General features: G+C 69.3%; 27 protein-coding genes. 9 read left to right on the top strand and 18 right to left on the bottom strand.

The window, feature by feature from the left end:
• Positions 1-6: 6 nt before the first annotated feature.
• The 7 genes from AC07PV_RS00840 to AC07PV_RS00810 form a co-directional block, all read right to left on the bottom strand.
• A complete protein-coding gene (locus AC07PV_RS00840) occupies positions 7-939 on the bottom strand; it encodes a family 2A encapsulin nanocompartment shell protein (protein ID WP_218341054.1) in 933 nt (310 codons plus the stop codon).
• A gap of 78 nt (positions 940-1,017) precedes the next feature.
• Positions 1,018-1,290: a helix-turn-helix domain-containing protein gene (locus tag AC07PV_RS00835; protein ID WP_494629098.1), complete on the bottom strand. Its 273-nt coding sequence runs from the start codon at positions 1,288-1,290 to the stop codon at positions 1,018-1,020.
• Positions 1,287-2,210: a serine O-acetyltransferase EpsC gene (gene epsC / locus AC07PV_RS00830; protein ID WP_494629097.1), complete on the bottom strand. Its 924-nt coding sequence runs from the start codon at positions 2,208-2,210 to the stop codon at positions 1,287-1,289. Before epsC ends, AC07PV_RS00835 begins: the two co-directional genes overlap by 4 nt.
• A gap of 59 nt (positions 2,211-2,269) precedes the next feature.
• Positions 2,270-2,761 (bottom strand): rhodanese-like domain-containing protein, encoded by a 492-nt coding sequence (locus AC07PV_RS00825; RefSeq protein WP_494629096.1) that lies wholly within the window; start codon positions 2,759-2,761, stop codon positions 2,270-2,272.
• Positions 2,762-2,902: 141 nt separating this feature from the next.
• Positions 2,903-4,111, bottom strand: a complete 1,209-nt coding sequence (gene solA, locus AC07PV_RS00820) for an N-methyl-L-tryptophan oxidase (RefSeq protein ID WP_492253372.1) — start codon at positions 4,109-4,111, stop codon at positions 2,903-2,905.
• Positions 4,112-4,234: 123 nt separating this feature from the next.
• Positions 4,235-5,032, bottom strand: a complete 798-nt coding sequence (locus AC07PV_RS00815) for a MetQ/NlpA family ABC transporter substrate-binding protein (protein WP_218294687.1) — start codon at positions 5,030-5,032, stop codon at positions 4,235-4,237.
• Between the two features lie 103 nt (positions 5,033-5,135).
• Positions 5,136-6,224 carry a DUF6817 domain-containing protein gene (locus AC07PV_RS00810; protein WP_218294686.1) on the bottom strand — a complete coding sequence of 363 codons (1,089 nt, stop codon included), beginning with the start codon at positions 6,222-6,224 and terminating at the stop codon, positions 5,136-5,138.
• A 271-nt stretch (positions 6,225-6,495) separates the two neighbouring features.
• Here AC07PV_RS00810 and AC07PV_RS00805 point away from each other — a divergent pair, with 271 nt between their 5' ends.
• The 3 genes from AC07PV_RS00805 (at position 6,496) to AC07PV_RS00795 (ending at position 8,082) form a co-directional block, all read left to right on the top strand.
• The gene (locus tag AC07PV_RS00805; protein WP_494595920.1) at positions 6,496-7,113 is read left to right on the top strand and encodes a helix-turn-helix domain-containing protein; all 618 of its coding nucleotides are present in this window, start codon (positions 6,496-6,498) and stop codon (positions 7,111-7,113) included.
• Positions 7,110-7,658 (top strand): GNAT family N-acetyltransferase, encoded by a 549-nt coding sequence (locus tag AC07PV_RS00800; protein ID WP_218341047.1) that lies wholly within the window; start codon positions 7,110-7,112, stop codon positions 7,656-7,658. The genes AC07PV_RS00805 and AC07PV_RS00800 overlap by 4 nt, the downstream gene beginning before the upstream one ends.
• A gap of 115 nt (positions 7,659-7,773) precedes the next feature.
• The gene (locus tag AC07PV_RS00795) at positions 7,774-8,082 is read left to right on the top strand and encodes a hypothetical protein (RefSeq protein WP_218294683.1); all 309 of its coding nucleotides are present in this window, start codon (positions 7,774-7,776) and stop codon (positions 8,080-8,082) included.
• Between the two features lie 108 nt (positions 8,083-8,190).
• Here AC07PV_RS00795 and AC07PV_RS00790 read toward each other — a convergent pair whose 3' ends face one another.
• The gene (locus AC07PV_RS00790; protein WP_218341046.1) at positions 8,191-9,096 is read right to left on the bottom strand and encodes a LysR family transcriptional regulator; all 906 of its coding nucleotides are present in this window, start codon (positions 9,094-9,096) and stop codon (positions 8,191-8,193) included.
• A 123-nt stretch (positions 9,097-9,219) separates the two neighbouring features.
• On the opposite strand from AC07PV_RS00790, the gene AC07PV_RS00785 reads away from it, so the two are divergent.
• A complete protein-coding gene (locus tag AC07PV_RS00785; RefSeq protein WP_492253378.1) occupies positions 9,220-10,062 on the top strand; it encodes an EamA family transporter in 843 nt (280 codons plus the stop codon).
• A 33-nt stretch (positions 10,063-10,095) separates the two neighbouring features.
• On the opposite strand, the gene AC07PV_RS00780 is transcribed toward AC07PV_RS00785, so the two are convergent.
• Together AC07PV_RS00780 and AC07PV_RS00775 are read right to left on the bottom strand one after the other, a co-directional pair.
• Entirely contained in the window at positions 10,096-10,725 is a 630-nt protein-coding gene (locus tag AC07PV_RS00780) for an Lcl C-terminal domain-containing protein (RefSeq protein WP_494629095.1), read from the bottom strand.
• A 91-nt stretch (positions 10,726-10,816) separates the two neighbouring features.
• Entirely contained in the window at positions 10,817-11,797 is a 981-nt protein-coding gene (locus AC07PV_RS00775; RefSeq protein WP_218294679.1) for a LysR family transcriptional regulator, read from the bottom strand.
• Between the two features lie 105 nt (positions 11,798-11,902).
• Here AC07PV_RS00775 and AC07PV_RS00770 point away from each other — a divergent pair, with 105 nt between their 5' ends.
• Positions 11,903-12,994 (top strand): tartrate dehydrogenase, encoded by a 1,092-nt coding sequence (locus AC07PV_RS00770; protein WP_218294678.1) that lies wholly within the window; start codon positions 11,903-11,905, stop codon positions 12,992-12,994.
• Positions 12,995-13,136: 142 nt separating this feature from the next.
• Positions 13,137-14,102, top strand: coding sequence for a tripartite tricarboxylate transporter substrate binding protein (locus AC07PV_RS00765; RefSeq protein WP_492805361.1), 966 nt, complete (start codon positions 13,137-13,139; stop codon positions 14,100-14,102).
• A gap of 123 nt (positions 14,103-14,225) precedes the next feature.
• On the opposite strand, the gene AC07PV_RS00760 is transcribed toward AC07PV_RS00765, so the two are convergent.
• Together AC07PV_RS00760 and AC07PV_RS00755 are read right to left on the bottom strand one after the other, a co-directional pair.
• Complete coding sequence (locus tag AC07PV_RS00760; RefSeq protein ID WP_218294677.1) at positions 14,226-14,891, bottom strand: methionine ABC transporter permease; 666 nt, start codon at positions 14,889-14,891, stop codon at positions 14,226-14,228.
• Positions 14,892-14,906: 15 nt separating this feature from the next.
• Positions 14,907-15,962, bottom strand: coding sequence for a methionine ABC transporter ATP-binding protein (locus AC07PV_RS00755; protein ID WP_494629092.1), 1,056 nt, complete (start codon positions 15,960-15,962; stop codon positions 14,907-14,909).
• A 292-nt stretch (positions 15,963-16,254) separates the two neighbouring features.
• Between AC07PV_RS00755 and AC07PV_RS00750 the strand changes: the two genes are divergently transcribed.
• Genes AC07PV_RS00750 through arsB form a run of 3 tightly spaced genes read left to right on the top strand, consistent with a single transcriptional unit; the run spans position 16,255 to position 18,192 of the window.
• Positions 16,255-16,581, top strand: coding sequence for an ArsR/SmtB family transcription factor (locus AC07PV_RS00750; protein ID WP_218294675.1), 327 nt, complete (start codon positions 16,255-16,257; stop codon positions 16,579-16,581).
• A gap of 42 nt (positions 16,582-16,623) precedes the next feature.
• Positions 16,624-17,067 carry an ArsI/CadI family heavy metal resistance metalloenzyme gene (locus AC07PV_RS00745; RefSeq protein ID WP_494629091.1) on the top strand — a complete coding sequence of 148 codons (444 nt, stop codon included), beginning with the start codon at positions 16,624-16,626 and terminating at the stop codon, positions 17,065-17,067.
• Between the two features lie 60 nt (positions 17,068-17,127).
• Positions 17,128-18,192 (top strand): ACR3 family arsenite efflux transporter, encoded by a 1,065-nt coding sequence (arsB, locus tag AC07PV_RS00740; RefSeq protein ID WP_494629089.1) that lies wholly within the window; start codon positions 17,128-17,130, stop codon positions 18,190-18,192.
• Positions 18,193-18,228: 36 nt separating this feature from the next.
• Here the strand turns inward: arsB and AC07PV_RS00735 are convergent, their stop codons facing one another.
• The 6 genes from AC07PV_RS00735 to AC07PV_RS00710 form a co-directional block, all read right to left on the bottom strand.
• The gene (locus tag AC07PV_RS00735) at positions 18,229-20,295 is read right to left on the bottom strand and encodes a hybrid sensor histidine kinase/response regulator (RefSeq protein WP_218294672.1); all 2,067 of its coding nucleotides are present in this window, start codon (positions 20,293-20,295) and stop codon (positions 18,229-18,231) included.
• A 97-nt stretch (positions 20,296-20,392) separates the two neighbouring features.
• A complete protein-coding gene (locus AC07PV_RS00730; RefSeq protein WP_255591468.1) occupies positions 20,393-21,598 on the bottom strand; it encodes an MFS transporter in 1,206 nt (401 codons plus the stop codon).
• A gap of 187 nt (positions 21,599-21,785) precedes the next feature.
• Positions 21,786-22,739 carry an ABC transporter substrate-binding protein gene (locus tag AC07PV_RS00725; RefSeq protein WP_494629088.1) on the bottom strand — a complete coding sequence of 318 codons (954 nt, stop codon included), beginning with the start codon at positions 22,737-22,739 and terminating at the stop codon, positions 21,786-21,788.
• Between the two features lie 162 nt (positions 22,740-22,901).
• A complete protein-coding gene (locus AC07PV_RS00720; RefSeq protein WP_492253382.1) occupies positions 22,902-23,954 on the bottom strand; it encodes an NAD(P)-dependent oxidoreductase in 1,053 nt (350 codons plus the stop codon).
• Positions 23,951-25,105, bottom strand: a complete 1,155-nt coding sequence (locus AC07PV_RS00715) for an acyl-CoA dehydrogenase family protein (protein WP_492253383.1) — start codon at positions 25,103-25,105, stop codon at positions 23,951-23,953. Before AC07PV_RS00715 ends, AC07PV_RS00720 begins: the two co-directional genes overlap by 4 nt.
• Positions 25,102-25,923, bottom strand: coding sequence for a class II aldolase/adducin family protein (locus AC07PV_RS00710; protein WP_494629086.1), 822 nt, complete (start codon positions 25,921-25,923; stop codon positions 25,102-25,104). Before AC07PV_RS00710 ends, AC07PV_RS00715 begins: the two co-directional genes overlap by 4 nt.
• Positions 25,924-26,378 lie beyond the last annotated feature (455 nt).

Genomic DNA, 26,378 nt, shown 5'->3' with positions numbered 1-26,378 from the left:
GGCGCTTTACTTGTAGGTGTCGGGGTAGTCGTGGTACTTGTTGATCTCCACGTCGTCCAGCACGGCCAGCGCATCGGGCGTGAGCACGGCCAGCGAGCAGTACAGCGAGATCAGGTAGGACGCGATGGCATGGTTGTTGATGCCCATGAAGCGCACCGACAGGCCGGGGCTTTGCTCGCCCGGCAGGCCGGGCTGGAACAGGCCGACCACGCCCTGGCGCTTGTCGCCCACGCGCAGCAGCAGGATCTTGCTCTTGCCGTCGGCCACAGGCACCTTGTCCGATGGGATCAGCGGAATGCCGCGCCAGGTGATGAACTGCGAGCCGAACAGGCTCACCGTGGGCGGCGGCGTGCCACGGCGCGTGGCCTCGCGGCCGAAGGCGGCGATCGCCAGCGGGTGGGCCAGGAAGAAGGCGGGCTCCTTCCAGACCTTGGTGAGCAGCTCGTCCAGGTCGTCCGGCGTGGGCGCGCCGGTGAGCGGAAACACGCGCTGCTCTTCCGTCACCTGGGCCAGCAGGCCGTAGTCGGGGTTGTTGATGAGCTCGCTCTCCTGGTTTTCCTTGATCGTCTCGATCGTCAGGCGCAGCTGTTCCTTGATCTGGTCGTGCGGGCTGCTGTACAGGTCGGAGATGCGGGTGTGCACGTCGAGCACGGTGCTCACGGCATTCAGGAAGAACTCGCGCGGGTTCTCTTCGTAGTCCACGAAGGTGCGCGGCAACTGGTTCTCTTCCTCGCGGGCGGTGCAGGTGACCTTGATCAGCTCGGGGTTCTTGACCTGATTGAGGCGGTAGATGCCCGCTTCGACCGGCACCCACTGCAGCAGGTGCGTGAGCCAGCGCGGCGAGATGGTCGAGAGTTGTGCGGTGGTCTTGGTCGCGTTGGCAAGTTGCCGTGCTGCGTTGTCGCCCAGGGCGGTCGTGCCGCCCACTGTTGCCGTCATGTGAGGCTCCGTATCAGAAAGGTTGGTAAACGAACAGGTTTCGATTCCCAGCCAGTGTCGGATTCCCCCGCTATCGCTTCAACATGCTATAGCCGCCAATCGCGTGCCTTTCAGCACATGGGCGCTGTTCAATTCGTCGCAATGTCCGAGGAGCGTGGCACTGCTCACGCCCAGGGCCTGCGAGAGCTTGTCAATGGTGACCAGCGAGGCAATGGCGCGGCCGCGCTCGATCTCGCCCACGTAGGAGCGGTTCAGGTCGGCATGCCCGGCCAGTTGCTCCTGCGACCAGCCGCGAGCTTCGCGCAGGCGCCGCACGGCGGTGCCGAAACTGCGTACCAGCACCTCACTCATGCCACGCCCACCCTGGGTTCGTCGCCGTTGTGGCGCGACAGGGCCTGGGTCACGTTGCCGCCCGCGGGCACGTCGTGCGTGATCCAGACATTGCCGCCGATGGTGGCGCCGCGCCCCAGCGTCACCCGGCCGAGCACCGTGGCCCCGGCGTAGATGACCACATCGTCTTCCACCACCGGGTGGCGCGGCAGTCCCTTCTGCAAATGCCCATCCTCGTCCGTGGGAAAGCGCTTGGCGCCCAGCGTGACGGCCTGGTAGACACGCACGCGCTCGCCGATCACCGCGGTCTCGCCGATCACGACGCCCGTGCCGTGGTCGATGAAAAAGCCCGCGCCGATCTGCGCGCCGGGGTGGATGTCGATGCCGGTCTGCGCATGGGCCTGCTCGGCCACGATGCGCGCCAGCAGCGGCAACTCCAGCTGGTACAGCGTGTGCGCCAGGCGGTGGTGGATCATGGCCAGGATGCCGGGGTAGCACAGCAGCACCTCGTCCACGCTGCGCGCGGCCGGATCGCCGTGGTAGGCGGCCAGCACGTCGCTGTCGAGCAGGCTGCGCGTCTCGGGCAGCGCCGCGGCGAAAGTGCGTGCCGCCTGCACGGCGCGCTTTTCGATGTTCTGCTCTTCCACCGGCTGGTGGCGCAGCACGTAGCGCAGCTCCAGGCGGATCTGCGCCAGCAGCGCGTGCAGGGCGGCGTCCAGCGTGTGGCCTACATAGAAGTCCTCGCTCTCCTGGCGCAGGTCGGGTGGACCCAGGCGCATGGGAAACAGCACGCCCTTGAGCTTGTCCACGATGTCGGCCAGTGCGTCACGCGATGGGAACTCGCGCCCGCCCGGCTCCTGGGAGCGCTTTTGCAGGCTGCGCCAGTCGCGGCGCACGGCGTGCAGGGACTGCACGATGGGTTCGATGTTGAAGACGGCCATGGGAAGAAGAGAGAGCAGTGGTTCAGTCGTGAGGGGGTTGGCCGCGGGCAGTCGGTTCTTCAGTCCTGGACCCAGGGCAGGCCGTGAAAGCGCCAGCCGTCGGAGCCGCCGCGCTGCTTGCGGCCATCGATCTCGCCCTCGAAGCCTTCGAGCACGTTGAAGACACGGGTGAAGCCGGCCTTGGCCGCCGCCTCGGCCGCCAGGGCCGAGCGCTTGCCGCTGCGGCACAGCAGCAGCGCCGTGGCCTCCTTGCCGCCGTGGCTGGCCAGGCGGGCCTCCAGCTCGCGCACGAAGCGCGGGTTGCGCTGCAGGGCGGTGCCCGTGGCCCAGGGCACGTGCAGGCTGTCCGGCACCTGGCCGACGAACTTCAGCTCTTCGGCCGAGCGCACGTCCACCAGCACGGCATCGCCGGCCAGGACGAGTTTCCACGCCACGGTGGGCGCAACGCCGCCCGCATAGGGCAGGCCGGACGCCAGTGCGACCGAGCGGGCAGATTCCAATTCGTGTGCGAGCACAGCGTCCTGGGTGTCCTGGATGGCGGATGAAAGCATGGCAGGGGTCCTTGAGGCTAGGGTTTCGCAGCCCTCATGGGCGGGGCTGCCGTGAACAATGTGTTCACTCTAGAACCCTTCTCATAAAACCCAAAAGAATAAAATTTGGTTTCTATAAAACCAAAACATCCTTGAGTTTGTTCAGGCAAACCCTGTGGCTGCCAACCCGTGCAGGGCATGGCCAAAGGGCCGCAGATCCAGGCGCTCCGGCAGGTCCAGCACCTGCTGCGCCAGGGCCTCCCCCACGGCGGCCGAGTGCTTGAAGCCATGGCCCGAGCAGGCGGAGGCCACGTGCACGCCTGGCCAGCCGGGCAGCCGGTCGACGACGAAGCCGTGGTCGGGAGTCACGGTGTACAGGCAGGCGCGGGCGTCAGTGCAGCGGGCGGCCGGGGCATCAAAGCGCGGCAGCACGTGGCGCTGCAGCATGCTGTGCTTCTCGGCATCGGCCACGGTGCGGTCCACGGTGTCCGGGGTGGTGGTCTCCAGGTACTGCGCGGTGGCCACCTTGAAGGCCGGCGCGCCCTCATCCGCGATCGGGAACCCATAGATCGAGTCGTCCGGTCCGTCGCGAAAGGTCCAGATGAAGACCGGAAACACCCCGGGCTCGAACGAGGGCCTGGCGGCCCCCACGTCGAACCAGAACATCACCTGGCGGTACACCGCCAGCCGGGGTGCCCAGGCATGGCGCAGCTCCTGGCCCAGCAGGCCCGGGAGCCAGGGGCCCGCGGCCAGCACCACCTGCCCGGCGCTGTAGCGGCCCTGCGTGGTGTCCACCCGCAGGTGCCCGCCTTCGCGCGCGAGGCCGGTCACGCGCACCCCTGTCTGCACCGCGGCGCCATGCACCTGGGCCTGTTGCAACTGGGCGCTGATGGCGGCCTCGGGCCGCACGAAGCCGGCGTCGCGCTCCCAGTAGGCGAATTCGTGGTCGTTGAGCTGGAACTGCGGGTAGCGCCGGCGCAGGTCGGCATGGTCCAGCACCTCGTGGTCTATGCCATGGCGGCGCGCGATCTCGATGGTGTTGTGCACGAAGTCCAGGCGGCGTCCCTGGTGCAGCGGCGCGCCATCGCGCGGACCGAGCACCAGGCCGTGGGTGCGGGTGTAGATGGGCTGGCCGGTCGCGGCCTCCAGTTCGCGCCAGATCTCGTGCGAGCGGCGCACCAGGGGCACGTATTCGTCGCCCTCGCCCACCGCCAGCCGGGTGATGCGGGTCTGGCCATGCGAGGAGCCCAGGCTGTGCGGCGGCTGGAACTGGTCCAGCCCGAGCACCCTGGCCCCGCGCCGCGCCAGCTGGTACAGCGTGGCGGAGCCCACGGCCCCGAGGCCGACGACGATACTGTCGAAATGTGCCATGCAACGATCCGATGATCAGCACCGGCAGCAGGTGGCCGGGCGGCACCATGGCGCCGCGCAGGGTGCGGCACGCCCGCGGACAAGCCGTCCCGGGGCCCGTTCAGGCACCGGCAGCTGTAAGCATCAGAAGCCTGGCAGCACCGAACCCTTGAACTCGGTCTGGATGAACTTGCGCACTTCTTCCGAGTGGTAGGCCTTCACGAGCTTGGCCACCCAGGGCTTGTCCTTGTCGGCTTCGCGCACGGCGATCAGGTTGACGTAGGGGCTCTTGGCGTTCTCTTGCGCAATCGCATCCTTGCCCGGGTTCAGGCCGGCGGAGAGCGCGAAGTTCGTGTTGATGGCCGAGGCGTCCAGATCATCCAGCGAGCGGGGCAGTTGGGCGGCATCGAGTTCCACGAACTTGAGCTTCTTGGGATTGCTCACCACGTCCAGCGGCGTGGCCTTCAGGTCGGCGCCGTCACGCAGCTTGATCAGGCCCTTGTCCTGCAGCACCAGCAGCACGCGGCCGCCGTTCGTGGGGTCGTTGGGAATGCCGAACTTGGCGCCTTCCTTCAGGTCTTCGAGCTTCTTGACCTTCTTGGAATACAGGCCGATCGGGAAATTGACGGTATAGCCCACGGGCACCAGCTTGTAGCCACGGTCCTTGACCTGGGCATCCAGGTAGGGCTTGTGCTGGTAGCTGTTGGCATCGAGGTCGCCGGCCGACAGCGCGGCATTGGGCTGCACGTAGTCGCTGAACTCGACGACCTGGATCTTGAGGCCGTCCTTCTCGGCGACCTTCTTGACCACTTCGAAGATCTGCGCATGGGGACCGCCCGTCACGCCGATCTTCAGGGGCTTGTCCTGCGCCAGGGCGCCGGTCGAAAAGCCGGCGGCGAGGGCCAGGGCGAGAGTGGTTTGCAGCAGCGAGCGCTTGTTCACGGAAGACACCTTTCGTTAAGAGATGCAGGCATCCTAGGGTTTCCCCGATAAAACAGGAACGAATAAGTTTTTATGTTCTTACAATTAATATGAATAACGTTTGTCACCCTCGCAGCGCGACGTTGTTGAGCTTGTCCAGTCGCTCGGGCCAGGTGCCTTCCACCGTCGCGCCCTGAAGCAAAATGCGCGTCCAGGCCACCCAGGCGTCCCACTGCACCCGCTTGTCCCACGAATTCCCCCAGGCGCTGAACAGCTGCAGCGCGCTGTCCGCCGCCGCCCTGGCGTCCTGCCTGCGGCCCGCCGACAGATACAGCTGCGCCAGCACCATCTGTGGCTCGCCCACCCAGGGGTTGTGACGGACCGCGCTTTCCAGCACCCCGGTGGCCACATCCAGGTCCACCAGCGGCTGGTCCTGCTGGATCACCGACCAGTACAGCGAGGCGGCCGCCGCCTCGTCCGCCGCCGCCAGCGGCTGCGTGCAATGGGCAAACACGGGCGGCGTGGGCAGCAGGCCCTGGAGGCCCGGGTGCTGCAGCGCCAGGCCCAGGCCGTTGATCTGCGAGACCATGCGTCCGCTCGGCCGCATCGGCCCGGGCCACAGCGACGCGGCCCAGTGCACCGGCTGGGGACGGTGCTGCACCGCGGGGAAGCGCGAAAAGATGTCGTCCTGCCAGCTGAACCACTGCTCGATGGTGTCGGCCATGCTCACGATGATGAACGCCGCCACCTCGTAGGGCGTGAGCACGTGGCGCACGCCGTCCTTCTCCAGCGCCAGGCTGCCATCGGGCTCCAGCTGCCCGGCCAGCACGCGCTGCACGAACTGCGTGCGCGACTGCGTGCAGAACAGGTAGACCAGGTGCTCGGCCGATTCGCCCGCGATCTCGCGCACGCGCGCACGCTCCCGGGCGGGGTCGAACTTCACCAGGTCCACGAAGGCATTGCCATACACGCTGTGCAGCAGCCCCAGAAGGCGCACATCGCGCGGCTGCCGCCACACGGTGAGCGAGCGCGCCACGCCCACCAGATGGTGGCGGAAGGTGCCCGCCTTGTGCCAGTCCTGCCCCACGTTGCGTGCGAGCACCGTGGGCAGCGCGGGCGCGAGGTCGGCGTCGCGCGCCAGCCACTCTTCATCCAGCAGTGGCTGGGCACGGGCAAACAGGTCGGGGTCGAGCGTGTGAAAAGGCAGCGTCATGGTCTGAATGTCTCCGGCGGTTGTTCTGGCAGATCGAAATGCAAAGTACACACAGTATCAGCGCGGCTGGCGCGGGCCGCCAAGGCCACGTGGGTGTATCAATTCGATAAAAAATGGCGGCAGCGCTTTCTGGATTTACGCTTTCAGCTATTAAAACAGAAGCAAAAAGTCTCCCATCTGCCGCATCCCCATCCCGCGACACGCTCCCGTCCGTGAGCTTGCCGCCACCAACTTCCAGTTTTATGGAATAAATTTCCATTAAACTGCCGCCATGGACATCAACCACCGCATCGCCCGCCGGTTGCGCGAGCTGCGCGACACCCGGGGCTACTCACTGGACACGCTGGCCGAGCGCAGCGGCGTGAGCCGCTCCAACATCTCGCTGATCGAACGCGGCCAGAGCAGCCCCACGGCCGCCGTGCTGGACAAACTGGCCGTCGGGCTGAGCGTGGCACTCGCCTCCTTCTTCGAGGACGGCACCGATGGCGAGCGCGAGGCCCTGCCCTCGCCCCTGATCCGGGCCGCCGACCAGCCCCGCTGGCAGGACCCGGCCTCGGGCTATGTGCGCCGCCGGCTGTCGCCGCCCGCGCCCTCGCCGCTGCAGCTGGTGGAGGTGGAGTTTCCGCCCGGCCAGCGCGTCGCCCTCGACTCGGCCGTGCACGATGCCGACATCCACCAGCAGGTCTGGCTGGTGGAAGGCCGCATGGACCTGACCGTGGGCACCACCACCTGGGCGCTGGGCGCGGGGGACTGCCTGGCCATGCAGCTCAACCAGCCCATCGTGTTCCACAACCCGGGCACGCGGCCCGCGCGCTACCTGGTGGCGCTCACCACGCTGGGCCTGCCGCCTGCCCGCTTCGCATCCCCCACCCCGAGGAGAAAACCATGACCACCGACATACGGGCCCCTTCGCCCGCCGTCACCATCCGGCGCCTGGGCGCCCGCGAGGCGGCCGCGAGCGTGCCGGCGCTGGCCGACGTGCTGATCGACTGCGTGCAAGGTGGGGCGTCGGTGAGCTTCATGTGGCCGCTGCCGCGCGACAAGGCCCTCGCGTTCTGGAGCGGCGTGGCCGACGGCGTGGCCCGCAACGAACGCGTGCTGCTGGTGGCCGAGGCCCCGGGAGGCCACATCGTGGGGACCGTGCAGCTCGTCACCGCCATGCCCGACAACCAGCCCCACCGCGCCGACGTGGCCAAGATGCTGGTGCACCGCCAGGCCCGCCGCCGGGGCATCGCCCAGCAGCTCATGGCCGCCGTGGACGACGCAGCGCGCGCCGAGGGCAAGACCGTGCTCGTGCTCGACACCGTGACCGGCGGCGACGCCGAGCGCCTGTACGAGCGCGCCGGCTGGCAGCGCGTGGGCGTGGTGCCCGACTATGCGCTGATGCCGGACGGCGCGTTCTGCGGCACCACGTTCTTCTGCAAGCGGATCTGACCTTTCCCTGCCCCTCCGGGGACAGCGCCCCCGGCACCCGCCCCGGACCAACCCGCATGCAGCGCGCCCGATAAAACTGTATATTCATACAGTCAATCATTTACGGAGAAGCGCCATGGAAGTTCTTGAATCCACTTACGCGGTCGCCCTGCGCGACTACCCTGAAGAGCTGCCACCCCGGGAGCGCATGGCCGCCGAGGCACGCTATGCCAGGGAGCTCGAAAAACAGCTCGGCGGCCCCGCGCAGGTCGCCGCGGCCCTGGACACCATGTCCAGCCTGGAAGAATCGCCGCCCGAGATCGTGTCGGCCGGTGACCTCGCCTTGATCAAGCAATGGGGCAAAGCCAGCGTCGCCGCGCGGCAGGCGGGGTTTCGCGACCTGGGGGAAGGAGACGGCGCGTACTTCGAGGTCCGGCTGCTGTAAGCCTCTTTCGGGGGCCCATTGCCTTGCCTTGCCCTGCCCCTGCCTGGACGGACCAGGGGCCGGGAATGAGGGAGGCGGCAAGACGCGGTAGCGCGCAGCCAGTGCCCGTCACGGCACGGCCAGGGACTCCAGTGCCGCCCACACCGCCAGGATGGCCGTGTCGTGCACCTGCGACGCCCGCCGCGCCAGCCCCAGCTCCCGCCACAGCGGCGGGCTCAGCGGGCGCACCTGCAGGCCCGCGTTGTCCTGCTCCACATCGCCGCCCGCCACCCCGGGCTGCTCCAGCGGCAGCACCGCCACGCCATGGCCGGCGCCCACCAGGCTGCGCAGTGCCAGCGGGTGGTTCAGCTCCATGCGGGGGCGGGGGTTCAGGCCGGCCTGCGCGAACCAGCCGGCGATGAGCCGGTACATCTGCGTGGCCGGTCCGAAGGACATCCAGCGCTGGCCGGCCAGCCACTGTGGCGTGGCCTGCGCCGGCGCATCCCACGCGGGCGGAATCAGCGCCACCATGGGGTCCGTGCGCCAGGGGCGCACCTGCACGTCGCGGCCGGCGGCCTGCGGCATCGCGACGATGGCCAGATCCAGCGTGCCCGCGCCGAGCCGGGCCATGGCCTCGGCGGAGCTGAGCACATCCAGCTTCACATCCACGCCCGGGCTTTGACGGGCCAGCCGCTCCAGCAGGCGGGGCAGCAAGCCCGCGCTCACGCCCGCCGTGGTGGCAAGGCGCACCAGGCCTTCCAGCCCCTGCGCGCGCCGGCGCACCTGCTCCACCACCTCGTCGGCCCCGGCCAGCAGGCGGCGCCCCCCCGCCACGAGCGCCTCGCCAGCCGGCGTCAGGCTGGCCTGGCGCCGGCCGCGCACCACCAGCGCGGCGCCGAGCCGCGACTCCAGTTCACTGATGTGCAGGCTGACCGTCGGTGGCGCCAGGTGCAGGGCCTGGGCCGCGGCGGCCAGCGTGCCCAGGTCGGCGATGGCAACAAGGGTCTGGACCTGGTCCAGGTTGAGGTTTCGCATCAGGAATCCTGAATTCAATAGTCATTGAATTCAACTTTACAGATGTCTGGCTGAAAAACATCATTCGCCCATCAAAAAACTGGCCCCTGCGCGCACTCACTCAGCCCCCGGAACCCCATCGCCATGCTCACCAACGACGTCTTCCTCATCGTGCTGCTGTCGGCCGCGCTCAACGCGGGCTGGAACAGCGCCATCAAGCTGGGCGGCAACCGCATCACCGCCATGGCGATCACCACGCTCATGGGCAGCGGTCTGTCCCTGCTGGCGCTGCCATGGGTCAACCTGCCGGCCGCGGCCAGCTGGCCGCTGCTCGCGCTGTCCGTTGCGGTGCACACGGCCTACCACTTCGCCTTGCCCATTGCCTACAACCACGGCGACATGGGGCAGGTCTACCCCATCGCCCGGGGCTCGGCGCCGCTGCTGGTGGTGGCGGGGGCGGCCATGTTCGCGGGGGAATGGCCAGGGGCCGGGGCGCTGTGGGGCGTTGCCTGCCTGTGCGCGGGCGTGTTGTCGCTGGCGCTCGTGCGGGGTGGCGGCACGCAGCGCCGGGCCGTGGGGTATGCGCTGCTGACCGGGGTGCTGATCGCCGCCTACACGGTGGTGGATGCGCTGGGGGCACGTCAGGCGGGGTCGGCCATCGGCTTCGCGGTGGTGCTCACGCTGGGCGACGGCATCGCCACGGCGCTCATCGTTCTGTGGTGGAAAGGGCCCCGCGCCTTCCGGGTCGACCCGCCCATGCTCTGGCGCTGCGCCGCGGCCGGCACGATGCAGATGGGCGCCTACTGGATCGCCGTCTGGGCCCTGGCGCGCGCGCCCATGGGCGCCGTGTCGGCCCTGCGCGAGACCAGCGTGCTGCTGGTGGCGCTGATTTCCACCTGGATGCTCAAGGAGCCCCTGGGCGCGGCGCGCATGGCTTCGGCCGCACTGGTGTGCGCGGGGCTGCTGATGGTGCGACTCTCGTCCTGAAGGCCGTGCGAGCGGCCAGGGCGGCCAGGGCAGCTACTGCGGCGCTTCGGCCTCGCCGAGCGGGCGCACCAGCCGCACCGGCAGCTTGCTGGCGCGGGCCACATCGCCGCGCGCCTCGCCGGTGGACAGGTTCACCGCCCAGCCATTGATCGCCCCCATCTGGGCCGCCGCGTCGCCGGAACGCCCCTGCATGACAGTGTTGTAGTTGTACGGGTTGCCCCGTTGCGCGGCCACATTGGCCGTGGCGGACCAGTGCCACTGCGCGGGGGCCGCCGGAAACAGCACGGCGTTCAGGCCCGGGGGACTGGCCGTGCGGTCGATGAGCCGCTGCAGCTCCAGCGCACGCGGCAGGCGCCAGGCCACGCCCTCTGCCTTCCAGCGGTCGCTGGCCAGCGCCGCGGCTTCGGCGCGGTCCAGCAACCGTGGCTTGCCGGTGCAGGTACCGGCCTGGCGGCTCCATTGCATGCCCTCGGCGCAGCGCGGCCAGGCCAGCCGGGCGCGCAGGTCCAGGACCACCGCGCCATCCTTCGACAGCGCCCATTCGGTGGCGGCCAAGGGCTCGGCCGCCCGCGCGGGCCAGGGGGCGGCACAGGCCGTGGCGAAGGCCAGTGCGCCGCCCAGCAAGGCGGCGGGATGAAGGTGTGGGCGGGACGGTGTGGTCATGTGCTGGATGGGGGGCGGCGCGGCCACGGTGGGCGTGGGCCGCGATGGACCACAGCCTAACCGCATGGCCCGCCCCGCGCCCCGCGCCAGATCAAGAAACCTTCGCGGTGCGCCTGCCCGCCTGCGGCCCCGCATCCGGTGCCACGCCCGCCAGCGCGCCCGACCGCGCCAGCGCCTGCGCCAGGAAGGTGACGAAGGTCTGCACCCGCGTGGAAAACTGGTGGCGCTGCGGATAGACCGCATAGACGTCGGCCGCGGGCGTCTGGTACTGCGGCAGCACGGGCTCCAGCAGGCCCTGCGCCAGGTGCCGGTTCACGTCCCACTCCGCCCGCATCACGATGCCGTGGCCCTGCAGCGCCCACAGCACGGCGATCTCGCCGTCATTGGTGGTCAGGTTGCCCGTGATCTTGATCGACTCGGTGTGCGCCTTGCTCCCGCGCCCGGTGGTCAGGCGCCACAGGCCGTAGGCCTCGTCACCCTGGCGGATGCCGATGCACCGGTGCTCCATCAGGTCGCGCGGCACGCGCGGCCTGCCGTGGCGGTCCAGGTACGCCGGGGCCGCGCACAACACGCGCCGGTTGGGCGCGATGCGCCGCGCGATCACGCGGCCGTCGGGCGGCTCGCCAAAACGCACGCACACGTCGTAGGCGTCGTCGGTGATCGGCGGCGGGTGCACCGACAGCTGCAGCTGCACGTCCACCTCGGGGTACAGCCGCACGAAGTCGGAGATGGCCGGCGCGATGTGCATGCGCCCGAAGCCCAGCGTGGCGTTCACGCGCAGCAGGCCCTTGGGGCTGGCCCGGGACTGCACGATGAGTTCATCGAGCGCATCGATCTCGCGCAGGATGCGGCGCGCGTGCTCCAGCAGCAGTTCGCCCTCGGGCGTGAGGCTCATGCGCCGCGTGGAGCGGTTCACCAGCACCACGCCCAGGCGCCGCTCCATCTGCGCCAGGTGCTTGCTCACGGCGGCGGTGGACACGCCCATTTCGCGCCCCGCCGCGCTCAGGCTGGGGCTGGCGGCCAGGGTGGAGAAAAAGCCCAGTTCGGCGGGCTGGATGGTGCTGGAGCTCATGCATCCATGTTAACCCAGGGTTAACGATGGATTCACTTTCAGGGCATTTCCTGTGCGCACGGCGGCCTAAAGTCCAGCCATCCACCACCGTTCTTTGTACACCCCATGACCACCTACCAAATCGCCACCATTCCCGGAGACGGCATCGGCAAGGAAGTGATTCCCGCAGGCCAGCGCGTGCTGGAAGCCCTGTCCGCCCAGCACCCTGGCCTGCAGTTCGCGTTCGAGAATTTCGGCTGGGGCGGCGACTGGTACCGCGCCCACGGCGCGATGATGCCGGCCGATGGCCTGGACGCCCTGCGCGGCAAGGACGCCATCCTGTTCGGCTCGGCCGGCGACCCGGACATCCCCGACCACATCACGCTGTGGGGCCTGCGCCTGAAGATCTGCCAGGGGTTCGACCAGTACGCCAACGTGCGGCCCACGCGCATCCTGCCGGGCATCGACGCGCCGCTCAAGCGCTGCACGCCCCAGGACCTGGACTGGGTCATCGTGCGCGAAAACTCCGAGGGTGAATACTCCGGCGTGGGCGGCCGCGTGCACCAGGGCCACCCCATCGAGGCCGCCACCGATGTCTCCATCATGACCCGCGTGGGCGTGGAGCGCATCCTGCGCTTTGCCTTCCGCCTGGCCCGATCGCGCCCCCGCAAGCAACTCACCGTCATCACCAAGAGCAACGCGCAGCGCCATGCCATGGTGATGTGGGACGAGATCGCCGCGCAGGTGGCTACCGAGTTCCCCGATGTGCAATGGGACAAGGAACTGGTGGACGCCGCCACGGCCCGCATGGTCAACCGCCCCGCCACGCTGGACACCATCGTCGCGACCAACCTGCACGCCGACATCCTCTCGGACCTGGCCGCGGCGCTGGCCGGCAGCCTGGGCATCGCGCCCACCGGCAACATCGACCCCGAGCGCCGCTACCCCAGCATGTTCGAGCCCATCCACGGCTCGGCCTTCGACATCATGGGCAAGGGCCTGGCCAACCCCATCGGCACCTTCTGGTCGGTGGTGATGCTGCTGGAGCACCTGGGCGAGGCCGAGGCGGCCCGCGCCGTGATGCAGGCCATCGAGCAGGTCACCGCCAACCCCGCCCTGCACACCCGCGACCTGGGCGGCACGGCCACCACGGCGCAGGTGACCGATGCCGTGTGCGCGCTCATCAGCAGCGCACCGGCCGCGCGCAAAGCCGCCTGACCGCACTTGCCCCCGGCGGGCAGAACAACAAGGCCACAAAGGCCATGCACCCGCCGCACAACCACCCTTTCGGAGACAAACCATGCGCCGCCCTACCCCCCATCCCACCTGCATCGCCCAGCCGCTGCGCCGCCCTTACCTGATGGCCCTGGCGGCGGTCGCCGCAGCCGCCTGCCTGCTGCCCGGCACAAAGGCCCACGCGCAGGGCCCGGCCTGGCCCGCCAAGCCCGTCACCATCGTCGTGCCGTTCGCGGCCGGGGGCACCACCGACGTGCTGGCGCGCGCACTGGGCGAAAAGCTGGGCGTGGCACTGGGCCAGCCGGTCATCGTGGAAAACCGGGGCGGCGCGGGCGCCACCATTGGCGCCGACTACGTGGCCAAGGCACCTGCCGACGGCCACACGCTGCTGATGGGCGCGGTGCACCACACCATCGCCACCAGCGTGTACAAGAAGCTCGGCTACGACTTCCAGAAGAGCTTCGCGCCCATCACCACCGTCGCACTGGTGCCCAACGTGCTCGCCGTGGCCGCCGCCACGCCCGCCAGGGACGTGAAGGAACTCGTGGCCCTGGTAAAGGCCGCGCCCGACAAGTTCTCGTACGGCTCCAACGGCGCGGGCACCGCGCAGCACCTGATCGGCACGCAGTTCGCCACGGCCATCGGCCAGCCGCTGCTGCACGTGCCCTACAAGGGCAGCGGGCCATTGACCACCGACCTGCTGGGCGGCCAGGTATCGATGTCGTTCGACACCGTGACGCCCGTGCTGCCGCACATCAAGGCCGGCAAGCTGCGCGCGCTGGCCGTGACCACGGCCAGGCGGTCGTCCGCGCTGCCCGACGTGCCCACCCTGCAGGAGAGCGGCTTCGCGGGCTTCGACATCGGCACCTGGTTCGGCGTGCTCGCGCCCGTGCGCACGCCGCCCGAGGTCGTGGAACGGCTCAACGCCGAAATGGTCAAGGTGATCCAGTCGGCCGACTTCAGGAAGCGCATGCTGGACATCGGCGCCGAGCCCGTCGGCAACACCCCGGCGCAGATGGCCCAGCAGATCGCCAGCGACACGGCGCGTTTTGCCAGGCTGGTGGCGGACCACCGGATCTCTGCGGAATGAAGCATCCGGCGGCGGGCACAGCCCCGCACCAAACTTGCAGCAAAAAACAGCCACAAGCGCTTTACCATCAAGCGCCAATAGCTATCAATTAGATAGCAATCAACAGGCGACTGGTGCCTGGGGTCAGCGGTGGCTGAGCCTGCGCACCGCCCAGTCGCCCAGGCTCTGCACGGCCTGTACGAAGAAGATCAGCACCAGCACCACGGCCAGCATGATCTCGGGCAGGAAGCGCTGGTAGCCGTAGCGGATGCCCAGGTCACCCAGGCCGCCGCCGCCGATGGCGCCGGCCATGGCCGAGTAGCCCGTGAGGCTCACGAAGGTGATGGTCAGGCCCGCCACGATGCCGGGCAGCGCCTCGGGCAGCAGCACCTTCCACACGATCTGGCTGGTGGTCGCGCCCATGGCCTGGGCGGCTTCCACGAGGCCGTGGTCCACCTCGCGCAGCGCGGCCTCCACCAGGCGCGCCACGAACGGGGCGGCGGCGATGGTCAGCGGCACCACGGCCGCGGCCGTGCCGATGGACGAGCCGGTGATGAAGCGCGTGAACGGGATGATGGCCACGAGCAGGATGATGAAGGGCGTGGAGCGCACGGCGTTGACCAGCCAGCCCACGAGCTTGTTGACAGGCCCGTTTTCGAGCACGCCGCCCTGGTCGGTGAGGCGCAGGAACACGCCCAGCGGCACGCCCAGCAGGCCGCCGACCAGGCCGGAGATGCCGACCATGACCAGCGTTTCCCACAGCGACGAGGCGAAGAGGTCCAGCATGGCCGGGGTGAAGTTGTCGAACATGTTTTTTTCCCTTCCTCAAGCCGGTACGGCCACTTCTTCGACGGCGACGCCACTGGCGCGCAGGTGCGCCACGGCGCCGCGCAGGCGGTCGGCCTCGCCGCTGGCATAGACGGCCAGCGAGCCGAAGGTCTCGTCCTGGATCTCGTCCACCTGGCCGTGCAGGATGCTCATGTCCACGCCGAACTGGCGGATGAGCTGCGACAGGATGGGCTGGTACGCGCTGTCACCCGCATACGACAGGCGCAGCAGCTGGCCCGTGCGGTCCGGTGCCGTGGCAGCGAGCTGAACTGCGAGCGTGCGCACGTGGCCGAGCACGCTGGCGGGCAGCTCCTGCGGCAGGATCTCGTCGATCAGGCTCTTGGTGATGGGCTGCTGCGGGCGCGTGAAGACATCCAGCACGCGGCCCTGCTCCACGATGCGGCCGGCCTCGATCACGGCCACGCGGTCGGCCACCTGCTTGATGACCTGCATCTGGTGCGTGATGAGCACCACCGTGAGGCCCAGCTCCCGGTTCACCTGGCGCAGCAGGTCGAGGATGGAGCGCGTGGTCTCGGGGTCGAGCGCGGACGTGGCTTCATCCGAGAGCAGCACCTTGGGGCGGCTGGCCAGCGCGCGCGCAATGCCCACGCGCTGCTTCTGCCCGCCGCTGATCTGCGCCGGGTAGCGTTGGGCCAGGGCCGACAGGCCCACCAGCTCCAGCAGCGGGTTCACGCGCTCGCGGATGGCGGCCTTGTCCATGCCCGCCAGCTCCAGCGGCAGGGCCGCGTTGTCGAACACCGTGCGCGAGGACAGCAGGTTGAAATGCTGGAAGACCATGCCGATCTGCCGGCGGGCATCGCGCAGCTGGGCATCGCCCAGCTGGGTCAGGTCGCGGCCATTGACGATGACCTGGCCCGTGGTGGGGCGGTTGAGCAGGTTGATGACACGCACCAGCGAGCTCTTGCCCGCACCGCTCTTGCCGATGATGCCGAACACTTCGCCCGGCGTGATGTGAAGGTCGATGCCCTTGAGAGCCTCGACCGGGCCTTGCGAGCCCTGGTAGGTTTGGGTGATACCCCGTAAGTCGATCATGAAAAAGCAGTGGCGCGTCACAGGACATGCCGATGGTCCGTGGCGCGCTGTGAGGAATGGGATGCGGGACTGTATCGGCGAATCGTAAGTTCACAAACGATTGAAAAATCGGGTAATTAGATCCACAGGTTATGAAGACCGTGATAGGTCCACCTTCACCGCTCCTAATTGCATAGCATCTGGCGCAATACCATTCAGCGCAATTCGCCAATTTTCCTGCTTTTTCATGAAGGCTTGAAAACGATCTCCCAAGAACGATTCGATATTTCAACTTTTGCTGTAATATCGAATCATGCAAGAACCCGACGTCATCCGATCCCTCGCCGCCCTGGCCCAGGAAGTGCGCCTGCGCGTGTTCCGCGCGCTGGTGGTGGCCGGCCAGGACGGGCTCACGCCCGGGGCGCTGTCCGAACAGCTGGGCATTGCGCCCAACACGCTGTCGTTCCACCTCAAGGAGCTGACCCACGCGGGCCTGGTGAGCCAGGAGCGCCAGGGCCGCAACCTGATCTACCGCGCATCGTTTGCCACCATGAACGAGCTGCTGGCCTACCTGACCGAGAACTGCTGCCAGGGCGCCGCCTGCCTGCCCGGCACCGCCACCGCCGCCTGCGATTGCTGACCCACAACCCACGCCACGGCCCACGGCCGAAAGGAAGCCACCATGAAGCGATTCCACGTCCACCTGCATGTCGATGACCTCGCCAAGAGCATCGCGTTCTATTCCCGGCTGTTCGCGGCCGGCCCCGCGCGCATGGAGGCCGACTATGCCAAATGGATGCTCGAAGACCCGGGCGTGAACTTCGCCATCTCCACCCGCGGCGACAAGCCCGGCGTGGACCACCTGGGTTTCCAGGTGGACGAGGCCGGCGAACTGGCCGAGCTGAAGGCGCGCGCCCAGGGCGCCGACATGGCCCTGCTGGACGAAGGCGCCACCACCTGCTGCTATGCCCGCAGCGACAAGCACTGGATCACCGACCCGCAGGGCGTGGCGTGGGAACACTTCCACACGCTGGGCAACATTCCCGTGTTCAACGAAGCCGCGGCCCAGCCCGCCCAGGCCGCCTGCTGCGGCCCCACGGCCACCAACCCCAACAAGTGCTGCTGACCCGAACGAGGCCCACGCCGAGAACCCCTGCCCGCGAACTGCCCGCGCACTGACATCCCCATGCACCCCAAAAACCCTTCACAGTCCGCCCCGGCCGCCGGCATGGCGGTGTTCGAGCGCTACCTCACCGTGTGGGTGCTGCTGTGCATCGTGGCGGGCATTGCGCTCGGCCAATGGCTGCCGGGCGCGGCCCGCGCGGTGGGCGCGCTGGAGGTGGCGCGTGTCAACCTGCCGGTGGGCCTGCTCATCTGGGTCATGATCATCCCCATGCTGCTGAAGGTGGACTTCGGCGCGCTGGCGGGTGTGCGGCAGCACCTGCGGGGCATTGGCGTGACGCTGTTCGTCAACTGGCTGGTCAAGCCGTTTTCGATGGCCCTGCTGGGCTGGCTGTTCATCCGCCACTGGTTTGCCCCCTGGCTGCCCGCCGAGCAGATCGACAGCTACATCGCCGGGCTGATCCTGCTGGCGGCCGCGCCCTGCACGGCCATGGTGTTCGTGTGGAGCCGGCTCACGGGCGGAGACCCGCTGTTCACGCTGTCGCAGGTGGCGCTCAACGACAGCATCATGGTCGTGGCGTTCGCGCCGCTGGTGGGCTTTTTGCTGGGCCTGTCGGCCATTGCCGTGCCGTGGGACACGCTGCTTGCCTCGGTGGTGTTGTACATCCTGATCCCGGTGGCGATCGCGCAGTGGCTGCGCAGGCGGCTTCTGCGCCGGGGCGAAGCGGCCTTCCAGGCGGCCATGGCGCGCACCGGCCCGTGGTCCATCGCCGCGCTGCTGGCCACCCTCGTGCTGCTGTTCGCGTTCCAGGGCGAGGCCATCCTGCGGCAGCCCCTGGTGATCGCCCTGCTGGCCGTGCCGATCTTGATCCAGGTGCTGTTCAACTCCGCGCTGGCCTACGGCCTGAACCGCGCCGTGGGCGAAAAACACAGCATCGCCTGCCCGTCGGCGCTGATCGGCGCATCCAACTTCTTCGAGCTGGCCGTGGCCGCCGCCGTCAGCCTATTCGGACTGCACTCGGGCGCGGCGCTGGCCACCGTGGTGGGTGTCCTGGTCGAAGTGCCGGTGATGCTGCTGGTGGTGCACGCCGTCAACCGCAGCAAGGGCTGGTATGAAGCCGGTATCTGACGGCCCGCGCGCGGCAGGCCGCCCCGGCGATGGCCCTCAGGCGTCTCGCGGGCCGTGCCCCATCACCGCGTTGACCTTGCCCACCAGGGTCTGGGCATCGAAGGGCTTGACCAGCAGCTCCATCTGCGCGCCGAGGAACTGCGGCGTCATGGCCGCCTGCTCGGCATAGCCCGTCATCAGGATGACCTTGATGGACGGAAACTTCTCGCGCGCATAGTCGGCCACCTGGCGGCCGTTGGGGCCGGGCAGGCCCACGTCGGACACCAGCAGGTCAAAGTGCACCGCCCCCGAGAGCAGGGCCATGGCGGCGCTGCCGGTGGCGGCCTCCATCACGTGGAAACCCATGTCGCGCAGCAGTTCCACGGCCAGCGTGCGCACCGTGTCGTCGTCTTCCACCACCAGGGTGGAATCGGGGCGGCGCGCGCTGGAGAGATTGGCCACCGGCTCGGGCAGTTCGGCCATCGCCTCGTGCTGCGACCGCATGAAATACAGCGCCACGCTGGTGCCCAGCCCCACGGCGCTGTCCAGCACCGCAAGGCCGCCGGACTGGCGCATGAAGCCGTAGATCATCGACAGCCCCAGCCCCGTGCCCTGCCCCAGCGGCTTGGTGGTGAAGAACGGATCGAAGGCGCGCGCGATCACATCGCCCGTCATGCCGGTGCCCGTGTCCCGCACCGTCACGCGCACGTAGTCGCCCGGCTCCAGCCCCGGCGTGGCCTGCGCGGTGGCGGCGTCGGCATGCACGTTGTCGGCCGCGATGTACAGCGCACCGCCGCCCGGCATGGCATCGCGCGCATTGATCGCCAGGTTCACCACCGCGCTCTCAAACTGGTGGGCATCGGTCAGCGCGGGCCACAGATCCTGCGGCAGGTGCAGCTGCAGCGCGATGTTCTCGCCGCACGTCGTCTTGAGCATGGACTCCAGCCCGCCCAGCGAGGACACCAGGTCCACGGGCCGGGAATCCAGCGGCTGGCGGCGCGAGAACGCCAGCAGGCGCTGCGTGAGCGACGCCGCCCGCTTGGCCGCCGCCAGGCCCGACTCGATGTAGCGCCCCACCTCGTCATGGCGCCCCTGGGCAATGCGCTGCCGGATGAGCTGCAGCGGCAGCACGATGCCCTGCAGCATGTTGTTGAAGTCGTGGGCGATGCCGCCGGTGAGCTGGCCCACGGCCTCCATCTTCTGGCTCTGGCGCAAAAGCTCCTCGGCGTTGCTGAGCGCCTCCTTGCGCAGGTGCTCCTCGGTGGTGTCGCGGCCCACGGCCTGGATGAAGCCCTCGCTGGGCACGGCGGTCCAGGCGATCCACCGCTCGCCGCCGTCGCGATGGCGGTAGCGCGCGGTGATCTGGCGGCGCGTGGGCTCGGTGGCCAGCAGGGCCATTTCGTCCTGCACCTGCGCCATGTCGTGCCCATGGGCGAACGCCGCCAGCGGATGGCCCACGGTCTCCGCCTCCGACCAGCCCAGCGTCGCGGTCCAGGCGGGATTCACAGCGGTGATGGTGCCGTCCAGGCGGGCCACCAGCAGCACGTCGTCCGAGAGCTGCCACAGCCGGTTGCGGTCGGCCGTGCGCTGCGCCACCTGCTGCTCCAGCGACGCCGCCACATCGCGCCACTGGCGCAGCGCGTTGAACTTGCTGGTGGTCTCGATCACGGTGTCCAGCATGCCCACCACCGCGCCGTGCTCGTCGCGCACCGGGCTGTAGCAGAACGTGAAATAGGCCTGCTCGGGGTGGCCGTAGCGGTTCACCTCCAGCGGGAAATCCTCGATGAACGTGGCTTCGCCGGCATAGGCGCGCTCGGCGATGGGACCGATGGTGGGCCAGGCCTCGCTCCACACATCCTTGAAGGAGCGCCCGAGCGCCTCGGGCTTGTTGCCCAGTATCAGGCGGAACGCATCGTTGTAGATGGTGGTGAACTGCGCCCCCCAGACCAGGCATGACGGAAAGCGCGACGCGAGCAGGGCCTCGACGCAGTAGCGCAGCGTGGCGGGCCATGCCTGCATGGGCCCCAGCGCGCTGCCCGCCCAGTCGTAGCGGCGCACCTTCTCGCTCATGGCGCCCTCGGCGCGGGGAAATGGCAGCACGGTGGCGGGCGGGGAATCGTTCATGGTGGATGGGGCGCGGCAGCAGCAGGGGCTGGCGCCCAGGCACAAAGTGCATGCAGTCTACAGGCGAAGCGCCACCGCTTCGCGAACCCCGGCACCCTCAGGCGCCCGCGACGGCGCCGCGCCGCTGCACCCGGCGCGACACCAGGAAACCCAGCACGAAGATCCCCAGCGCCGCCACCGAGAACACGGGCGGCAGCCACCCCCGGTCCACGCTGAACGCCACGGCGAGCACCCCGAGGGACTGGCCCAGGAACAGCAGGCACGCAAACAGCGTGACCGCCGTGCCGCGCGCCTGCGGCGCCATCTGCGTGGCCTGCACCTGCAGCGTGTTGTGCAGCATGTAGAAACCGATGCCCGCCAGGAAACACCCGAGCACCGCCCACGCCACCCACGGCGCCCAGGCCAGCAGCAGCAGGCCGCTGGCGATCAGGGAGGCCCCGGCAAGCGCCAGCCCCTGTTCGCCGAGCGCGGCCAGCCACCGGCGGGCGAACATGCTGTAGAGGAGCCCGCCCACGCCATAGAGCACCATCGCGCCGCCAGCCGCCGAGGCCGACAGGCCGAAACCGTCGACCAGGCGCGCGGGCACGAAGGCCAGCGTGCCAAAGGCCAGCGCCCCCTCGATGGACACCACCGCGAGCACCCAGCGCACGCGCGGCATGCGCAGCAGGTTCCGGGTGCTGGCCAGGTAGGCCGCCAGCGAGAACCCGGCCCCCGGCTCCTGCGCGCCCGCAGGGTGCGCCGCTGCGGCCCCGCCGGCCCGCAGGCGGCGCAGCAGCAGCACCGCCGCCGTCATGAACAGCACCGAGAGCACGGCGAACGCGCCACGCCAGCCCAGGGTTTCGGTGGCAAAGCCGCCAAACCACTGGCCGGCCATCATCCCCGTGACGGTGGCCACCATGAGGCGCGCCAGCGTCTCCTGCCGCTGCCCATAGTCCACCTCGTCACCGATCCAGGCCATGGACAGCGGAATGATCCCCGCCGCCGCCGCCCCCATGGCCGCACGCGCGACCACCAGCACGGTGAAGCTGGGCGCCAGCGCGGTGGCCGCGCTGAACACCGCGCAGGCTGACGTGGCGCCAATGATCACCTGCAGCTTGCCCAGCCGGTCCCCCAGCGGTCCGTAGACGAGTTGCAGCACGCCATAGGCCACCGCGAAGGCCGCCACCACGGCGGAGGCATCGCCCGTGGTGACATGGAACTCATGGGATAGGGACACCAGCATGGGGTCGCACACACGCATGGACGCCATGCTGCAGAAAGCTGCCAGGCTGATGAGCCGCAGCATCGTCGAAGAAGAGGTCATATGACCCGATTGTGGGGCGGCGCGCGCCACGGTGCAGGCACACCCGCCAATGGCCCGCAAACCGCCGCGCGGCCCTTCGCCGCCGGCCGCCCGGTGGTTCGGACGAATTCACCGGCCAGCACTGGCCCGCGCGGCATCCGCGCCCAGGGGGCGCCGGACTTGCCCGACAGACACGCCTGCGCGGGCCTCAGCCCTTGGCCAGGTTGAAGCTGGTGTCGAAGGTGCCCCGCACATCCAGCCGCTGCTTGATCAGGCCGGCCGCCAGGTAGAAGTCGGCCGTCTTCTGCTGGTCCGCCAGCACCTGGGCGTCGATGTCCTGCCAGCGCGTGGCACGGCGCTCGAACTGCAGTTGCGCGGCGTCGGCCGGGATGCCGATGATGCGGGCGAGCGACTGGCCGAACGGCTTGGCGTTCTGGTAGGACCACACCTGGGCGCGCGCCACGCGCTCCTTGAAGTCCTGCAGCACCGCGCGCTTTTCGGCCAGCGCCGCGTCGGTGGCGGCCAGGAAGGACAGGCCCGTCCACAACCCCCGGCCGCTGACCAGCACGCGCGCATGGCCGCTGGTCTCGGCCAGCGCGGTGTAGGGCTCCCACGTGGCCCAGGCGTCCACCGAACCCTGCGTGAGCGCGAGCTTGGCGTCCGGTGGAGGGATGAAGCGCAGTTGCACGTCGTCGGCCTTGAGCCCGGCGGATTCGAGCACCTTGAGCGTGACGAAGTGGCCGATGGAGCCGCGGTTGGTGGCGATGCTCTTGCCCTTGAGGTCGGCAGCCGTCTTGAGCGGCGAGTGGGGCGCCACCAGCACGGCGGTGCCGTACGCATCCGACCGGCTGGCCGCAAAGGCCTTGACCCGGCTGCCCGCCGCCAGGGTGAACAGCAGCGGCGCATCGCCGATGGGTCCGAAATCCACGGCGTTGGCGTTGAGCGCTTCGGCCAGCGGCGCGGCGGCCGGGAACTCGCTCCACTTGATGTCGTAGGGCAGGTTCTTCAGTTCGCCCGCAGCGTCGAGCAGGGCCTGCAACCCGCCCTTCTGGTCGCCAGCGCGCAGCAACACGCGCTGCTGGGCGTGGATGAGCACGGGTGAGAGGAACGAACTGGCGGCAACGGAGGCGGTCAGCAGATGGTGGAATTGGCGGCGCAGCATGGTGGTCGGGTGTGAAATGGGTTTGGCACTTTGAAGGGACTCTGGCTGCCATTGCATCACCGGGCCCGCGCTCCAGCAACGAAGGCTTGCGACCATCCATATGCGGTTTTCGCATGCAGGCACTGGCCGCGTGCGGACCCTGCCCGCCCGCGCGACCTGGCATCAGTACCCGCGCGCCCCGTCCACCACGTCTTGCAGCGGCTCCCCCTCCACATGGCGCGCCAGGTTGGCCACGAATTTGCGGGCCGTGAGCTGCGCCGCGCCCTGCGCCGCCCACGACACATGGGGCGTGAGCCGCACGCGCGGGTGGGTGTACAGCGGGTGGCCGTCGGGCAGCGGCTCGGGGTCGGTCACGTCCAGCGTGGCGCCCGCCAGGCGGCCGCTGTCCAGCGCATGCAGCAACGCCTGCTGGTCCACCAGGGCCCCGCGCGCAATGTTCACCAGGTGCAGCCCGGGCCTGGCGTGCGCCAGGGTGGCGGCGTTGATGAGGTGGTAGGTCTGCGCGGTGATGGGCAGGGCCAGCACCAGGTGGTCCGAGGCCGCGAGCAGCTGCTCGATGGAGGAGGCGGTGCGCACACCATCATCGCCCTGCACATTCGCTCCGCCGCGGCGCAGCACCGTGACCTGCATGCCCAAGGCCTGCGCCAGCCGCGCCACCTCGCGCCCGATGGCACCGTAGCCCGCGATGCCCAGCGCCCGCCCCTGCAGCGTGCCGGGCAGGTGCTGGTCCACCCGCGCAAACGTCTCGCGCCACGGCCCGGCGCCCGACACCTGCAGCGTGTCCCATGCGCGCTGGTGCGTCAGCAGCGCGGTCAGCACGTACTCGGCAATGGGCACGGCCGCCACGCCGCGCGAGCAGGTCACCTGCGGCACCTGCAGCAGCCAGGGCGGGAAGAAGTCGATGCCGGCAGATGCCACGTGCACCCATTTCAGCCGCCCGGGCCAGCCTGCGGGTGCGGTGGCCGGCGCCTGGCGCCAGCCGTTGCGCGGGCCGGTGAAAAGGATGTCCACATCGGCAGCGCGCTCCCAGGCGGGCACTGCGGCGTCGTCGGCGGTCAGCACGATGGGCAAGCCTGACGAGCCCAGCAGCGCATCGGCTTCGGGGCCTATCTGGTTCAGAACGACCCAGCGATCCGCATCAACCCTGGCGTCCGTGTCGTCACGTGCATCGACGTTCCCGCTGCCAGGGTCATGCGCAGTCAGCACCGCGCTCATGCGGCCCCCACGGCCAGCGCCCTGCGGCCCGCGGCAACATAGGCGCTGTCGTCCTGCGGCGTGTGCACACGGCCGCACAGCACATCGCGCAGGTGGCGCTCCAGCGGGTTCTTGCGCGCCAGGCCGTGGTTGCTGGTCAGCTCCAGCGCGGCCTGCACGGCCTCGATGGCGTTGCGCGTGGCCAGGGCCTTGACCAGGCCGCTGTCCACGGTGGGCACCAGCGTGCCGGCATCCAGGTCGTGGGCCAGGCTGGCGATCAGGCGGTCGTTGGTGAGCAGCAGGCCTTCGATGCGGCCCACGGCCTCTTGCGCGCGGGGCAAGGTCGCCAGCGGCGCGCCCAGGCTGGCGGGCACGCGCTCCCGCAGAAACTGCACCAGCCAGTCGCGCGCGGCGCGTGCCACGCCGGTGTACAGCGCGGCCAGCATCACCGTCATCTCGGCCTGCATGGCGGGCTCGCCGCGGGCCCAGTCCTGCGGCAGGCGCAGGTCCAGTGCGTGTGCGTGGGGGATCAGCACATCGTGCAGGTGCACATCGTGGCTGCCGCTGGCGCGCAGGCCCAGGTGGTCCCAGGTTTCCTCGATGCGGATGCCGGGCAGGCCCGCTCGCACCAGGAAGGCGCCGGTGCGCGGCGCGGCCTCGTCCGTGCGGGCCCACACCACATACCAGCGCAGGATGGGCGCGCCGGTCGAATACACCTTGTGCCCGCTGATGCGCCAGCCCTCGGCCGTGTGCCGCGCCACCGTGGCCGGCAGGCCGCCGCGCGCGGGCGAGCCCAGCTCGGGCTCTACGCGCAGTGCGTTGATCAGTGAGACCTCATGCACCGATTCATTCACCAGTTGCTGCGCCAGTGCCTGCGGCCAGGGCGAGCCGGGACGGCCCATGCCGCGCTGCTGGATGTACTGCATGGTCAGCACCAGCGCCGTGGCCGGGCAGCCCTGGCCGATGGCGCCGATCACCTCGGCCAGCTGCGCGGCCGACGCGCCCTGCCCGCCCAGCGACCGCGGCGCGGCCAGGGCCAGCAGGCCGGCCTGCTGCAGCTCGGCGAAGTTGGCGTGCGGAAAGCTCGCATCGCGGTCGTGCACCGCGGCGCGCGCACCGAACTCCACCGCCAGCGCGCGTGCGGCCTGCCCCCGGGTCAGTGGCGCATTCACTGCAGCACCTCGGGCTGGTCGCGCACGATGATGTCGAACAGGCTCTTGAACGCGAACTGCGCACCACCCGGCCCGCCGATCTGCGAATGCGTGCGCTGCGCGATCTCGTGCGGGATGGGCTTGGGGGTGCCGGCGGCTTCGGCCAGCAGCTGGACCTGGCAGGCGTTCTCCAGCGCGATGTACCACCACGCGGCGGCCTCCACCGACGGGCCTGCCGTCAGGATGCCGTGGTTCTGCAAAATGACGGCCTTTTGCGCGCCCAGGGCTTCGCCGATGCGAAAACCCTCATCGGTCTCCAGCACCACGCCGGTGAAGTCGTCGAACAGCGCGTGGTCTTCATAGAAGATGCACGAGTCCTGTGTGAGCGCATCGAGCTTGCGGCCCAGCGACGACCAGGCCTTGCCGTAGGTCGAATGCGTGTGCGCGGCGGCCACGATGTCGGGGCGCGTCTCGTGCAGCGCGGCGTGGATGGCGAACGCCGCGCGGTTCAGTGGGCCCTGGCCCACCACGATCTCGCCGGCAGCGTTCACGAGCAGCAGGTCGGACACCTTGATCTGCGAGAAATGCAGGCCCAGGGGGTTCACCCAGAAGTGGTCCGTCCACTCCGGGTCGCGCGCGGTGATGTGGCCGGCCAGCCCGTAGTTGAAGCCCTGCTGCGCAAACAGCCGGAAGGCCACGGCCAGCGTCTCCTGCCGGTGGCGGCGCTCGGCCTCGACCGTGGGGCGGGCCGCCGGGGCGTCGAACCAGTCCTTGCGCCGGGGCTGGGCGTTGGGGACAAGAGTGTGAATGGCAGGAGTGGGTGTGAGGACTGCAGACATGGGCAATGGCTTTCGGAAGCGGAGAGGGTTGGCAAAAGCAAGAGGCGGAAGAACGCAGCCACCTTAGAAGTCCCCTCCTGCTTCGCCAACGAAGAAATCCGCGTGACCACATGCGGTTTTTGCATGCCCCACAGGAACGTTGTCCAACTCTATCCCCAGCGTAGCGCCAGAGCCCTTTCGTTCTGCGGTGGACCAGCCTTGCTGGGCAATGGACTGCGATTGCCAATGGTGGCGCCCAGGCGCGATGCCACGGGGGATGGGCGGCGCGGTTATGCCCCACACGCGCCAACTCTTTCGATGAGCGCCGACTTACACGGATTGGGCGCTCTGACGTCAGGCTCCCGCCGCGTACCAAGGCCGTGCTTCGGACATCTGTGACTGGAGGGCGCCGGGATGGATGTGCGCACGGAACCGCTTAGCGCAGTCCCACCCATCCGGCGAACGAAAACCCGTGG

The organism is Acidovorax sp. GW821-FHT09A11 (assembly GCF_059418365.1).
The sequence above is the reverse complement of the archived record's forward strand: the minus strand, read 5'-3'. Positions and strand labels throughout refer to the sequence as shown.